The 13,571-nt window shown below is 67.9% G+C and carries 11 protein-coding genes and 3 pseudogenes; 7 read left to right on the forward strand and 7 right to left on the reverse strand.

All coding sequences use genetic code 11. From position 1 onward, the window contains the following. Window positions 1–101: 101 nt before the first annotated feature. The 4 genes from KLK06_RS04555 to KLK06_RS04570 are packed head-to-tail and all read right to left on the reverse strand — an operon-like array spanning window position 102 to window position 4,315. Window positions 102–1,709 (reverse strand): hypothetical protein, encoded by a 1,608-nt coding sequence (locus KLK06_RS04555; RefSeq protein WP_214634036.1) that lies wholly within the window; start codon window positions 1,707–1,709, stop codon window positions 102–104. After that, the gene (locus KLK06_RS04560) at window positions 1,702–2,133 is read right to left on the reverse strand and encodes a DUF6375 family protein (RefSeq protein WP_214634037.1); all 432 of its coding nucleotides are present in this window, start codon (window positions 2,131–2,133) and stop codon (window positions 1,702–1,704) included. The genes KLK06_RS04555 and KLK06_RS04560 overlap by 8 nt, the downstream gene beginning before the upstream one ends. After that, complete coding sequence (locus tag KLK06_RS04565) at window positions 2,130–3,089, reverse strand: radical SAM protein (RefSeq protein WP_214634038.1); 960 nt, start codon at window positions 3,087–3,089, stop codon at window positions 2,130–2,132. The genes KLK06_RS04560 and KLK06_RS04565 overlap by 4 nt, the downstream gene beginning before the upstream one ends. Window positions 3,090–3,103: 14 nt before the next feature. Then, on the reverse strand, window positions 3,104–4,315 hold the full coding sequence (locus KLK06_RS04570; RefSeq protein ID WP_214634039.1) for a hypothetical protein: 1,212 nt from the start codon (window positions 4,313–4,315) through the stop codon (window positions 3,104–3,106). Window positions 4,316–4,465: 150 nt separating this feature from the next. Here KLK06_RS04570 and KLK06_RS04575 point away from each other — a divergent pair, with 150 nt between their 5' ends. The 4 genes and pseudogenes from KLK06_RS04575 to KLK06_RS04590 all read left to right on the forward strand — a co-directional run. Continuing rightward, window positions 4,466–5,512, forward strand: coding sequence for a tyrosine-type recombinase/integrase (locus KLK06_RS04575; protein ID WP_214634040.1), 1,047 nt, complete (start codon window positions 4,466–4,468; stop codon window positions 5,510–5,512). Between the two features lie 1,081 nt (window positions 5,513–6,593). Next, window positions 6,594–7,850, forward strand: a complete 1,257-nt coding sequence (locus KLK06_RS04580) for a hypothetical protein (protein WP_250904920.1) — start codon at window positions 6,594–6,596, stop codon at window positions 7,848–7,850. Window positions 7,851–7,921: 71 nt separating this feature from the next. Further along, on the forward strand, window positions 7,922–8,653 hold the full coding sequence (locus KLK06_RS04585) for a TetR/AcrR family transcriptional regulator (protein ID WP_214634041.1): 732 nt from the start codon (window positions 7,922–7,924) through the stop codon (window positions 8,651–8,653). A 77-nt stretch (window positions 8,654–8,730) separates the two neighbouring features. Then, window positions 8,731–9,459 (forward strand): annotated as a pseudogene (locus tag KLK06_RS04590) (Tn3 family transposase); the annotation flags it as partial. Window positions 9,460–9,633: 174 nt separating this feature from the next. Here the strand turns inward: KLK06_RS04590 and KLK06_RS04595 are convergent. Further along, complete coding sequence (locus KLK06_RS04595; protein ID WP_250905008.1) at window positions 9,634–10,425, reverse strand: maleylpyruvate isomerase N-terminal domain-containing protein; 792 nt, start codon at window positions 10,423–10,425, stop codon at window positions 9,634–9,636. 267 nt (window positions 10,426–10,692) lie between these two features. On the opposite strand from KLK06_RS04595, the gene KLK06_RS04600 reads away from it, so the two are divergent. Both KLK06_RS04600 and KLK06_RS04605 read left to right on the forward strand, forming a co-directional pair. Continuing rightward, window positions 10,693–11,700, forward strand: coding sequence for a recombinase family protein (locus KLK06_RS04600; RefSeq protein WP_214634043.1), 1,008 nt, complete (start codon window positions 10,693–10,695; stop codon window positions 11,698–11,700). A gap of 252 nt (window positions 11,701–11,952) precedes the next feature. After that, a complete protein-coding gene (locus tag KLK06_RS04605; protein ID WP_214634044.1) occupies window positions 11,953–12,276 on the forward strand; it encodes a hypothetical protein in 324 nt (107 codons plus the stop codon). Between the two features lie 34 nt (window positions 12,277–12,310). On the opposite strand, the gene KLK06_RS04610 is transcribed toward KLK06_RS04605, so the two are convergent. Then, window positions 12,311–13,048 (reverse strand): IS5 family transposase, encoded by a 738-nt coding sequence (locus KLK06_RS04610; RefSeq protein ID WP_308168102.1) that lies wholly within the window; start codon window positions 13,046–13,048, stop codon window positions 12,311–12,313. On the opposite strand from KLK06_RS04610, the pseudogene KLK06_RS62200 reads away from it, so the two are divergent. Continuing rightward, a pseudogene (locus tag KLK06_RS62200) lies at window positions 13,023–13,202 on the forward strand (IS630 family transposase); the annotation flags it as partial. The gene KLK06_RS04610 and the pseudogene KLK06_RS62200 sit on opposite strands and share 26 nt — an antisense overlap. Window positions 13,203–13,422: 220 nt before the next feature. Here the strand turns inward: KLK06_RS62200 and KLK06_RS62950 are convergent. After that, window positions 13,423–13,491 (reverse strand): annotated as a pseudogene (locus tag KLK06_RS62950) (DUF402 domain-containing protein); the annotation flags it as partial. Window positions 13,492–13,571 lie beyond the last annotated feature (80 nt).

Consider the following 13,571-nt stretch of genomic DNA (forward strand, 5'->3'; position numbering starts at 1 on the left):
TCCCACGGTAGGGGTCGTATGGATCGTCCTCTTCGTGGATATGCGCGAATGTCGGATGCCACGGGATCTCCCCGGCGAATGTGTAATAGTCCCGGGGAGGCTCAGGTATGTACCTGCTCCAAGTAACGGTCGAAGACAGCGGCAAGCGAGCCGGGCATCGCTTCGATACCCACCACGTCGGCTCGGTCGGGATTGGTCACCTCGCAGAAGAGGCGAAGCCCCAGCGGATTGTCGAGGAGGGTCTCCGGGAGATCCGCATCGGTGCCGTCGATGCGATACCAGGCGAAGTACCGGTCGATCGCGTCGGCTCGATCATTGTCGAAGCCTTCGATCACGAGCTGACGTGTCCCCGCGGGCAGGCACTCCTCGGTGAAGGCTTTGCGGAGCGTACACACGAGCAGGACGTGGGGATAACGCGCCAGGAGTGTGGTCACCGAGCTGAGCAGGTTGCGCCACTGCCGCGGGTCTTCGGACTCGTTGAGCCCGTCGATCACTAGGGGAAGTCGTCGCTGAGCTCGCTCTCCGGCGGCATCGAGCGCGGCCAGCAACGACTCGGCGTTCGGGCAGGGCCGTCCGTTGATGGAGATGGTGCGAGCGAGGTCGTCCAAGGTGTGCCGTGCGGCGAGCTGACGCCCTTGCAGGAAGATCCCCGCTGGTTGGTCCGTCCCGGCACGGGTGATCTGAGCAGACAGGTGGCTTTTGCCATTTCCCGCGTCGGCGACGACCGCCACCATGCGGACGCTGAGCTGCTCGTTGAGCGTTTTCAGCAAGGTGAGGATGTTTCTGAGATCGTCCAAGGCGTTTGTTGCCGGCGGCGCCAGGGGGCTTCGCGCGTTACGCAGGCGACGGAGAAGCGCATGGTGCTCGGGGAGCAGCCGGGGGCTGCTGCTGAAAAGCTCCTCGAGCGTTTTCCAGTCGGCCTGTGCAAGAGAGGTCTTCACCGCCCGGACGTGCTCATGGACACTGCCGAGGAATGCCGCGAAGGCTTCGGTCGGCTCGTGCAGGTCGGGCGGGACGTCGGCCGGCAGTCGCCGCAGCAGCTCGGCACGTGCAAGCTCCAGTGCGGATCCTGCGACGTCGAGCTGGGCCTGGGCCCGGCTGCCGCCGAGCATCTGCTGAAGGACCCGCTCCGCATCGATCGGCTGGTGCGCCTCGGGCAGCCAGCGGAAACGAATGGGGGCCACTGACCGCTCGTGCAGTTCCCGGAGGTCCTCAGGCGTGAGGACCAAGTCGCCGAAGTAGGTTGCGCTGTACAGCTCACCCGGCCCGGCCAGGTGCTCCTCGACGTTGGCGCTGGTCCACAGGGTGAGCCGCATGCTGCCGGCGATGGATTGCAGCCCGTAGAACCATTTCTGGTCACCTGCCGTGAGCGGGTGGCGGGTCCACAGGATCCAGTCGGTCAACCCGGGAAGATCTCGCAGGCTGGTTTTGATGGCCTGCTCGATCTTGGCTCTTCTGGTGGCTGTGATGGCTCGTCCCGGAGGCAGCTCGTACCAGCGGCATTGCCAGCCGAACCAGCGGCCCGCCTGGCCGAGGGCGCATGGGCGGTCCAACTGGAGATGGAACTCGATGCCGGCCTGGTTTGCGGTCGCCTTGAAGTCTCCGTAAGCGGCGTAATGGCGGTGCATGAGGTGCCGGCACAGCATTTCGAAGTTGTAGGTGGCCGCGCCCGGCAGGCGGGTGAAGGCGTCCCAGTTGACGTTAACCACGGCGAGGAACCCCGCCCTCGGTCAGCTGCTCCTCTTCGCCGGGGTAGTCGTGTGCCGAGAAGACGTCGATACGCGCCCCCCTGCTGACAAAGATCTTCAGGAAAGCCTGCACGTCGGACTCATCGGTGCGGATGACCACGAAATCGCCGCTGGCAACAACCTTGGCGTCGTAGACAAGTTGCTCAAGATCAGAGGGAGACAGGTAGTGCACGTTGAGTGACTGCAGAAGGTCGAGCATGGCCGAGCTGAATCTCCGGGCAGGTTCGCCGACCTCGATGTGCCCCGCGTCGACATCCTCCTGGACGCCGGCCGCGAGCTTGTCGATCAGTTCCTTGGTGGCTTCGGCGTCCCCGTCCGAGGCGAACTTTCCGATCATGACGAGGTTCATGGAATGCTCTGAGCCATAGCCCCACCAGATCTTCACGCGGTGCCCTCGCTCATCTCGCGCAGGGCGGCCAGCGCCTGCATGATGGTGCCGTCCCCAATCGCGACACCGCTGTCGTCGTACGACGATCTCTTCAGCGTGCCGTTGGCATCGATATGGGCGTATGCCTCCAGGGGTTCCTCTCGCGGGAGTGGTGCGGTGACCGGTAGGCCGTCAGCGGCTGCGGCGCTGACGGTGAGCGCCAAAGACCCCTGGTAGGCGTTCACCCACGCATGCAGGGATGCCATGGTTTCGCTGTCGATGCCGCTTCGGGCCGACGTGGGTTGCTCAGGGAGAAGAAGGAATTCACGAGCGCCGGCATCGACAGCCACGGCCACGGCGGCATCCAGTTCGCCGATGGTGTCGTCGTTGACGACGTAGTTGATGCCGAACGGCGCCAGCGTTCTCACGTCCGCCAACCGGTCCAGGAGAGCGCTGAAGGATCGGCCTCGCAGGCGCTCGTAGGTCTCACCTACTCCGTCCATGCTGATCCTGACGAAGTGTACGGTGTCCTGCAGCCGTGAGCAGAGCGCGGCGTCGAGATGATGCCCATGGGTGGTGAAGGTGATCGCCAGTTGCGTCTCTGCAGCAAGGCGCTGACACAGATGTGGAAAATCTCGCAGCAGTGTGGGTTCCCCGCCACCGAACCCGACTCCTAAGCAACCTGCCTGGTCCAGGTCCGCAAGCCAGCCAACGACGTCATCGAGGCGCAGGCGTCCGGATGTCTTCGGCGCATAGCAGTAGGAACATCGCAGATCGCACGCGTTGCTCAGGGCCACCGAGATCTGCCGTGGCGCCAGCGAAGGCGCGCGCAAGCCGGTGCTCTTCGGCTCCAGGAGGATGTTGAGCCCGGTGCGCCGGTCGAACAGATGGACGCCGGATGAGGTCTGGCGGATCTTGAGCGGGATCACCGAAATATCCTGCCAGAACCCGACCTTGAGATGAACATGACGCATGGCTGACGTCCGCGTTAGGCGCGCTCCGACGACGATACGTCGCCCGGCATGGGGCCGGCGGCGGTGGGAGTTCGATCGGATGACGTTCGGGCCGATTCGGTCACATCGGTGGTACGGCCGGGATGACCTGTAGCGGGGCCGGCGTGACTGGTCAGGCGTGACGTCTCCTGCTCCCGCAGCAGAGCCTGTGCCACGGCGGCGGCTGTGATGGCCTCCTCGCGCTGGTGCTGCGCGGTCTTGAGCGCGCTCGCGGCGTCTGTGAGTTCGGCGCGCAGCCGGTCGGCCTCAGCGGCGGCGTCGGCCTGGGCCTGGGCGGCGGCCTCACGAGCCTGCTCGGCCACGGCCGCCGCGGTGACCGCCTGCTCGCGTCGCCCCTGTTCGCTGGCCAGTGCTTGGCGGAGCCGATCAAGCTCTTGGGCGTGCGCGGCGGCGGTGCCGCGGGCCTGGTCGCGTTCGCGTTCGGTCTCGCGTACCCGTTCCTCTCGGTTCTGGGCCTGCTGGCGAAGGGCGTCGAGCTCGCGTTCCCGGTCCGCCGCCAGCTGCTCGAGTTCGGTGATACGGACACTCGCCGCGGTGTGCAGCGCGGTGAGCTCGGCGGCTCGCTGCTGGGCAGTGTCGCGGTCGTTTTCGGCTCGGCGCTGACGGCCAGCGGCCTCGTCGGCGGCCTCCTCGGCCTGGACGCGGGAGGACTGATGCTCGCCGACCTGGCGCCAGGCGTCCTGCTCGCGCTCTTCGGCACGGTCACGGGCAGTCTCGGCCTGGGCACGGGCCTGTTCGGCGGCGGCGATCCGGGTGGCGGCGGTGTTGGCCGCAGTCGTGGCGCGTTGCTCGGCCGCCGCGGCGGCGGCGCGGGCTTCCTCGGCGGCTTGTTCGGCGGCCTCGACCTGGGCCAGCGCGCCACTGCTCAGCTCGGCCAGCTGGGTACGCAGCGCCTCCTGGGCGGCCTGCCACTGCTTGCCGGCCGCCAGCAACGGCGCGAGCAGATCCTGAGCGCGCAGCAGCGCGTTCGTTACGGGGGCGGCATGCGCCGTGGTGCGTGCCCGGTAGGCGGCCGCCCGGCAGGCGTCGCTGCAGTACTTGGCGCGGCTGCTGCGCCCGGGCAGGGCCTTGGCACAGCCAGGGCCGGTACACCGCAGCTGCTCAGTCGTCCCGATCGTCCAGCTATCGACCCTATTGTCACTTTCGGTGGGTACGTCCGCCGCCACAGTTTCCTGATCGTTCGCCACAAGCAGCAGAGTAGCGTTCGTATCGTTCGATCGCAGCAGTTCCGTGCGTTCGCAAACGCTAAGGCCGAGTGGGCTGACCCGTGATAACCTTCCTTATCGTGGGTCAGGAGCGGCCGCGTGGGACCTCGTCGAGAAAGGCGCAAACCGGACATGAGCGACGACGGGCCGCCGCAGGCGGCGCTGGTGACGGGGGAGCGGCCGCCGATTTTCCCGCTTCCAGAAAATGGCGGCGCGCACACCGCCGCCGACTACACGCTCAGCGAGCAGACCCGCAGCCGGATCGCCGACGGCGTGCCGGCCAACACCCGCCGCGCCTATGCCCGCCAGTGGGCCGCCTTCACCGCCTGGTGCGCCACCCACGGCCGCGTCGCGCTGCCCGCCACCGGGCACACGCTGGCCGAATACACCTCGGCCCTGTGCGAGGCCGGGCAGGCGCCGGCCAGCGTCGAGCAGGCCATCGCCGCCGTGCGCACCATGCACCGCCTCGCCGACCACCCGGGCCAGCCGGTCACCGAGGCCGCCCGGCTCGCGCTGCGCGCCTACAAGCGCGAGCGCGCCGAGGACGGCGGCCGCGGCCAGCGCGAGGCCCCGCCGATCACCATCGACGCGCTGCGCGCCATGGTCGCCGCCTGCGACCTGAGCACACCGATCGGCCGCCGCGACCGGCTGCTGCTGGTGCTCGGCCTGGCGCTGATGGGCCGGCGCAGCGAACTCGTCGCGCTGACCAGGGACGACGTGCGCGAGGTCGCCGACGGCCTGGAGGTCACCATCCGCACCTCCAAGACCGACAAGGACTCGCGCGGCGAGACCATCGCCATCCCGCGCGGCAGCCACCCGCTCACCGACCCGGTCGCCGCCTGGCGCGACTGGCTGCAGGTTCTCGACCAGGCCGGACACGCCACTGGTCGGCTGCTGCGGCGGGTCAACCGGCACGGCACCGTCGGCCCCTCGCTCGGCGCGGACGCGGTCAACGTCGTCGTCCGCGACCTGGCCGTGCGCGCTCGCGTGCCGTACGCGGACACCGTCACCGCGCACAGCCTGCGCGCCGGCGGCGCCACCGTCGCCTACGCCGCCGGCGTCCCGGTCGCCGTCATCGCCAAACACGGCCGCTGGGCACCCGCCTCACCCGTCGTCTTGCGGTACATCCGCGCCGTGGACCGCTGGCGGGACAACGCCATGCGCAACGTCGGACTTTAACGCACCCCAGGCCCGCCCGGTCCAGCAGCAAACGGCTCTTGGCACGGCAATCGGGAGAATGCGCTGACCAGGGAGATGGTGATAACGCAAAGGCCCCGCCCGTAGGCGAGGCCCGCACCTACCCACCGAAGCGGGCAGGGGAATCGAAATGCACGATACCAGTGAGGCGGCGAGGCCCGTCAAGCCACTTGCCGTTACCTGGTGATTGCTTTCCGCACAGCGTGGGGCGGCTGCGACCATGAAAGGTTCTGGGTGCATCCAGCACCGCGCACCCGGGCGGAGGTCAACCCATGATTGAGCGACGCAAAACAGTGGCAGTGGAGACGCGGAGCTATGGCAGTGGGCGACGCGGTTCTTTGACGGTGCAGCCCTTGGACACGCGCCTTGGCTCCAGACCGCGAGGGGGGTCAGATGATCTTGCCGCAATGCCTTCGAACCCAGAACTCGTCCTGCGCACCCCGGCGGGGCTACGGAATGGAACAGCAGGTCACAGGGGTCCTCGCGGTCAAGCTCAGCGAGGGACACTCATGGACGCCCACTTCGTTTCGCGAGCGCGATCAGACCAGTGGCCGGCCGGAACCCGCTGTTCTCGTTATGTCCAGACAAAGCGGATCGGCCAGAGGCTGACCTTTCCGCCTGCAGCTTCGCAGGAGCCCCGGGCTGGGTCGCAATAATGTTGCGGAAAACCTTTGGGGGCGACAGGAGTAACGCCGCCACTGTCATAGATCTGCGCCTCGGCATGACGCCACGCAACATTCAAACCGCGGGTCAACGACTATGTATACGGCTATCGCTGTCATAGCTCTGCGTCGTCCACTGTCATAGGTCTGCGTTTCCGCTGTCAACGAGCCTGCGCGTCACACGACAGGCAAGGACGAAACCGCAGGACAGTCTGATGACCAGTCACACCTGACGAAAGCCCAGTCCCAGCAACACCGGCAGCGGAGCTCAGAGGAACACTCCAGATCGCTAACTTGCGAGAATTCTCCCTTCTCGCAAGTTGGCGAGATCTCCCGCCACGCAACAGATCTTAATTATTGAATTTGAATTTCTAGAAAACAGAAAATGCTAGAATCTGAGCGTGACGGCTGAGATGGGCGCGGTGACGCCGTGTATGCACTGTGGGACCCCGATCGAGCAGCGGCGGGGGAGGGGGCGGCCCAAGGCGTACTGCCCGGAAGGCGACTGCCAGGCCGCCGCCAAGCGGGAGCGGGAGATGCGGCGCGCCACGCCTGGGCTGGAGGGGGCGCTGGCCAGGGCTGAGCAGCTGTACGACCGGATGGAAGGTGGGCTGGCGGCTGCGATCGAGCCGCTGGCCAGGGCGCTGGCGCAGGAGTTGAGTCCGGCCGGGGTCGAGGCGAAGCTGAGTGCCGTACAAGCCGAGGCCCATACCCGGGTCGCCATCGCGCGCACCGAGCGGGAGCAGGCGTTCGAGCAGGTACGGCTGGCGCGGGAGGCCGCCGAGCACGCGCGCCGGGAGGCCGGTGCGATGCGGTTGCGGGTGGAGGAGGCCGAGGCGGAGCGGGATACGGCGCAGGCTGATGGGGAGCGGGCTCGTGAGCAGGCGCTGGCCGCGTTGCGGGAGGCGGCGAGCACCGAACGGCAGGCGCTGCAGTCGGCCGAGGAGGCGGGGCGCCGGGCTGATCAGGCCGAGCGGCGGGCCGAGGAGGCCGCACGACAGGCGGAGCTGACCGAGCGGGCCAGGGACCAGGCGGTTCAGGAGCTGGCGGAGCGGGTCGAGGCGGCCGACGGGCGTGCCGCTGAGGCGGAAGCGCAGGCCGTACGGGCGGAAAGGGGGGCGGAAGCTCGGGCGGCACGGGCCGAGAAGGAGGCGGAGGCGCAGGTCGTACAGGCGCGGAAAGAAGCTGAAGCGCGGGCCGTACGGGCGGAAAAGGATGGGCAGGCGCGTGCCCAGCAGGCGCGGAAGGAGGTGGCGGAGGCTAAGGCGGAGTGTGAGCGGGCACGTGAGGAGGCGGCGGAGGCCAGGCGGGCCAGGCAGGGGGCCGAGCGGGACCTGGCGGTGGCGGAGGCCAGGGCGGAGGCGGCTGGACAGGAGCGCGAACGGGCCATCGCGCGGGCGGAGAGCGCCGAACGTGCCGCGGCGGAGGCGCAGGGAGATCGGGCCGTCGCCCTGAACGATGCGGCGAAGGCTCGGGAGCTGGCCGCCACGGAGATCGCGCAGGCGCGCGAGACGGCGGACGAGCGGGATCGGTTGCGGGGGGAGCTGCGGTTGGAGCGGGCTCGGCTGGAGGATGCGCGTGTTCAGCTGGAGGCGGCTCGTGCGGAGGCCACTCAACTGCGGGAGCGGGCGGTCGCGGCGGAGCTTCGCGCGGGCTGACAGCTGAAAAACCTCCTAGTAAGGTGGTTGCCTTACGGTGGGTTCGTCAGTTTCCCGAGTTGGAGGGCAGGATGACCTCCTTCCCAGCGGTCGCCATGGCGTCTCCCCGTTCGGTGCTTGCCAGGGACAAGCTGATGCGTACCGCGGAGAGGCTCTATGCCGAGCACGGGTTCGCGAGCGTGTCGGTCACGAAAATCGGGGAAGCGGCCGGTCAGCGCAACAAGTCGGCGGTGCAGTACCACTTCAACAACCGCGACGAGCTCATCACCGCGATCCTGGAACGGCACATGGCCGGGATCGAGAAGCACCGGATCGCGATGGTGGAGGCACTGGGCGCGCCGGGGGAGGTGCCGCTGGAGGAGCGGATCCGCTGCCACATCCTGCCGAACATCGAGCACCACATCGAACTGGGCACGCCGTCCTGGTACGGGCGGTTCCTGGCTCAAGTGATCGTGGAGCCCAATCTGCGGGAGTACGCGATCCAGGCGCATGGGAACCTGCCGTCTGTTCGACGGTTGGACGAGTTCGGCCGGGTGCAGTGGCGGAATGATGATTCCGGAGTGATCGTGCAGCATCACGCGATGATTCGCCAGCTCACTGTGCACATGTGCGCAGAGGTGGAATACGACTTGGCGCATGGGCGCATTGATCCGGCGGCCGCGGAAGAGTCCTGGCGCCGTTTGGGCGAAAACCTGATCCAAGCGATCTGCGGGCTCAGTGTCTCCTTGCTGGGAACCGCTAGCGGAGGTACGTACGTGCCTGACCTGGCCGCGGCTGTGCGCGGCGATCTGGGGTGTCGGTAAGGCTGCTGTCACCAGGTACACGCGATTGAGTTCATCCAGGTCAGCGAGGGCCCCTGCTTCGTCGACGATGTCGGCATGGGATCTTCAAGATCCTGGGCTACAACTTCAGCCCCCGTTTCAAGGACCTGGACGACCAGCGGTTCTGGCGGGCCACGATGCCCGGCGTGGAAACGGGGACGTACGGGGTGCTGGAGCCGCTCGCGCGGAACCGGGTCAACCTGAAGAAGATCGAGACGTGGTGGCCGGACATGCTCCGGGTCGCGGGCTCCCTGGTCACCAACCAGGTCCGCGCCTACGACCTGCTGCGGATGTTCGGCCGCGAGGGACACCCGACCCCGCTGGGGCAGGCGTTCGCCGAGTACGGGCGGATCGCCAAGACCGAGCACCTGATGCGGATGGTCGACCCGGTCGACGACACCTACCGCCGTCAGATGAACCGCCAGCTCACCGTGCAGGAATCCCGCCACAAGCTCGCCCGCGACGTGTGCCACGGCAAGCGCGGCACCATCCACCAGGCGTACCGCGACGGGATGGAGGACCAGCTCGGCGCGCTCGGCCGGGTCCTCAACGCCATCGTGCTCTGGACGACCCGCTACATCGACGCCGCCGTCGCCCAACTCCGCGCCGAGGGCCACGAAATCCGGGACGAGGACATCGCCCGGCTCTCCCCGCTCAAGCACAAGAACCTGAACCTGCTCGGCCGCTACAGTTTCACCGCCAGCGTCCCGGCCGCCGGCTCCCTGCGCCCGCTGCGCGACCCGGACGCGGCCGGACCCGATGACGACGAGGACGACGCGGAGAACTGACGGCGTCAGGTGCCGACCAGGCGCGCCGATCAGCTTGTGGGCCGCCGCCCTTGGTCAGCCGCTTCGCAGCCGTGGCGGTCTGCTCCCCCAGCGGCCCCGAGGCCACCACGGCGTGGCTGTAGCCGTTGACGGGAGGCATGCCTCGGGGCGTACGAGGGGGTGCATCGTCACGTCCTACTCATCCGGGTCCCAGGCGCTGAGCTGGTCGAAGAGACGTCGGTCGCCGTCGAGCTTCAGGGAGTTGATCGGGATACGGTCGTGCAGGATGAGGACCAGCTCGTCGGCCGTGCCCCAGGCGGAGGCGTTGGCCGCGTCCGGGTCCTGGTCGGCAGCGGTGGCCGATATGCTGCCGGGCCCGGGGAGACGGGCGGTCCGTGCGCCGTTGGCGGAGAGCGAGAGGCGCCAGGAGCGGCCCTCGGAGGCGTGGAAGTCGACGACAGCGGGCTTGTGTGGCCAGGCACTCGTCGTTGCGACGCAGGTGGACAGGAACTCGTCGACACCGTCGAGTGCCACCTCGGCCGGCAGCGGCTGCGGTGCACCCACGGTGATCTGGGCGTCGTACGTGTGCACCGCCATCTGCTGGAGCTGGTGCCGAGCTACGGCACCGGAGGTCTGCGGCGACTGCGACGTCTCCCACCACGTCCAGCAACCGCGATCCGGGCCGGCCTTCCGCAGTGCGTCCAGCAGTTGCTCCGTGGACTCCGCCAACCAGGCCAGCAGGGCCTCGCGCTCCCGAGGCGCAGCCGGGGCGCCCTCCGCTGCGGACTTGGCCGGAGCAGGCCCTGCGGCGACGGTGACGGCCCAGTCGCGGCGCCCCTCGCCGATGTGCTGCGCCAGATCGAACAGCGTCCACTCGGGGCAGGTCGGCACCTGTACGTCGAGGCTGGGCGCGGAGGCGACCGCGGCGCGGAAGGCGGTCGACCGTTCGTCGATCAGTCGCAGCAGAACGGGGAACTCGAGTGTCATTGTCACCCTGAATCTCTATCACCGCGTTCCGACAACCGGACAGCGATTTCCACAGCCGCCATCGCGGGCGGACCCTCACCACCGCGGAGAAATGATGGAGGACCTCTCCGCCGCCGACCGTGCGTCACACACGGTCATTCTCATAAATGTTCATCTGTGAGAGTTCTGCGAGAGGCCCCAGGGTGATCACGTTTCCGCAGGTGGCCGTTCGCAAAAGTCCTCTCGAAACCGACGTGTTGTGCGAGGCACTTCTGAGAGGCTGCCCGCATGGAGCTCACGCCCGATCGGGCCGCATCGGCGGTAGAACGTCACGACTGCCCGAACTGTGACGCGCCCGCCGGCAGCGCCTGCCGCACCCGGGGCGGGAAGACCGCCGCGAAGTACCACACCCCCCGCTTCGCCCTCGTTCCCGCGCTCCGCGAGGAACTCGAAGTCCTCGTCCCCGCCGACCGGCATCCGGGCCGCGCGTGGAAGCAGGGCCCGGCCCTCGCCGTGGTTCCCGCGCCCCACACCGAGCGCCCGGTCCGCATCGGCTACGCCAGGACGTCCACCGCCCGGCAGGAACTGGCGAGCCAGCTCGAAGCGCTCCACCGCGCGGAGTGCCACAAGGTCTTCAAGGAGCAGATCAGCACCCGCGTCAAGGTCCGGCCCGAACTGGAGAAGGCGCTCGCCCTGGCCCACCAGTTCAAGGAGGCCGCCCCCGAGACGCCCGTCATCCTCACGGTGCACGAGCTCAAGCGCCTCGCGCGCAACGCGGCCGAGCTGATGACGCTGTCCGCCAAGCTCCAGGCCGGCGGCATCCAGCTCGAACTCCTCACCGGCCCGCTCACCGGAATCTACGACCCCAACGGCATGGGCGCCATGTTCTTCGCCGTGCTCGCCGTCGCCGGGCAGATTGAGCGTAACTACATCCGGGAGAAGACCCTCGAAGGCCAGGTCATCGCCGCGTCCAAGGGCAACCACGGCGGACGGCCGAAGGTCATCGACGACGACATGCTCACCTTCGCCGTCGCGCTGAAGGACAAGGGCGTCCCCGTCCCCGACATCGCGAAGAAGCTCACCATCAAGGCCGGGAAGAACGCGGGCAAGTCGCCGTCGGTCGCCTCGCTCTACCGGGCACTCGCGGAAGCCGAGGCCGCCGCGGTGGACGAGGGCCTGCCCCTTCGGCCCAAGCCCGTACGCATCCGCCAGCCCGGGGAGTCGCTCAAGGCCGAGGAGATCGAGCTGCGCGAACGGCTCCAGGCCCAGCCGCACCCGAACACCGAGCTGCGGTAGCCCCCGCGACCTGCATCAAGCTCGTGATCACCGGCTTAGCGTTAACCGCTGTACCGCTGTGCCCCAAGGCCGTAAGTGATCTTGCTAGAAGGCGCGACGACTGCATTTCCCAGCCTGGTAGTGATCGAGATCCAGGCGCTTGTGGCCCTCCGCGCGTGGTTGATGCGATGAGCTCCCAAGCACTTCATGATCGCCGGTTGCCGATGCGCATTAAGATCTTCAGTGAATGGATGTTCGACGAAGGGATTCATAGTGGCGTTGAGTGTTCCGCGCGCAGCCCTATTCGCCGTTGTGCCGGCAGAATTACTGATCACGATGTCGATACTGTCCGGGTCATTGACGCCGACGCCGGCCGAAATGCTGGCCGCCGTGATCGTCGCGCCGTTCACCGTGTGGGAATCGCTGATTGGCTATCAGCTGTTCACGCAGGCTCGCTCGGCTGGGGCGGGGCGATGGACGGCCCTGCGGATGGCCGCGAGCAGCCTGGTGCCGCTTTTTCGCCGAAGACCCGAGCGCCGCCCTGAAACACCTGACGGCCTGAGTCATGCGGCTTGCGGCGACATCTTTGCCGCATGACCCCACTGCGTGTTCTTCCTGGTCGGACGCCTTGTCATGAGCGTGATCGCGGCGACGCGGTCAGGTGGGCCTCGCTGTGCGACGGTTTGCGTTCGAAGTCGACCACATTGCGACGAGCGTTCATCAGCCAGGACAGGGACCTCTCGACGATCCAACGTCTTGCGAGCACTTTGAACCCCGTCTGACCAGGCCGTTTAGTCAAGATCTTCAAGGTCAGGCGCAGAAAGCGGCGGGCCCACTCCACCAGCGTCCCGGCGTAGGCGCTGTCACCCCAGACCAGGGTGAGCTGCGGGTGCAGCATTCGCAGCCGGGCCAGCAGTTCCCGGGCAGCGTCGCGGTCGGGCTGCCCGGCCGGCGTGACCATCACCGTCATGAGCAGGCCGACCGTGTCCACGACCACGTGACGCTTCCTGCCCGACATCTTCTTCCCGGCGTCATAGGAGCGGGAACGCCCGGTGACGGTGGCCGCGGCGCGCACCGACCGGGAGCCGATGACGCCGGCGACCGGGTTAGGGCAACGTCCCGCACGCAGCCGGATGGCGCGGCGGAGCTCATCGTGGATCCGGTTGAAGCCCCCGGCCCTGGCCCAGCGGCTGAAGAAGCCGAAAACGGTCTTGAAAGGCGGAAAATCCGCAGGTAATGCCCTCCATTTCGCCGCATTGTCAGTGATGTACCTGATCGCATCGAACACGTCGCGGCGGTGATGTGTCTCCGGGCGGCCGCCCTTGGGGGTCTGACATGCGGGCGCCAACTCCAACCATCCCAACCACACCGTTCAGACCCGCGCCCTGCACGCCTACCTGCGCTGGCGCAATACGCACTCCCGCCATCCCGACGTGCTGGCCGCACAATGCCGTGAACGCGCCCGTGTCCGAAGCGAGAAGAGCCTCCGCTGGGGCGGACGCCCGCTCGCCAAGGCAACCTGAACAGCACGGCTGAGTTCAACTGACTTGGGGCAAGCCACGTGCGGTAGCGCATGCCGAAAGGTTCGGTGCCATCGCGCAGCGCGGCTGACAGCCACTCGGCGGTCCTCTCCGCGCGGCTGATGACGTGCGGCGGATAGCCGTAGCGTCCCTGATGACTGGCGAACTCATCCTCGTCGGCGACGTAGACGGATCCGTCTCCGCGTGTCCGGCAGACGTCCAGGTCCAGGTCGACGGTGGTCACTTCACCCGTGTGCGCCCACTCGGGCGGCGTGGTGACGTCGCAGTACACGTCCAGTCGTGCGGGTGCCGCCTGGAACAGAGCCGTCCACCAGACATCGCGCCGCGGCCGTCCAGCGGTCCATCACCGCG

The sequence above is a fragment of the Nonomuraea sp. NEAU-A123 genome (genome assembly GCF_018603905.1).
GTDB lineage: Bacteria > Actinomycetota > Actinomycetes > Streptosporangiales > Streptosporangiaceae > Nonomuraea.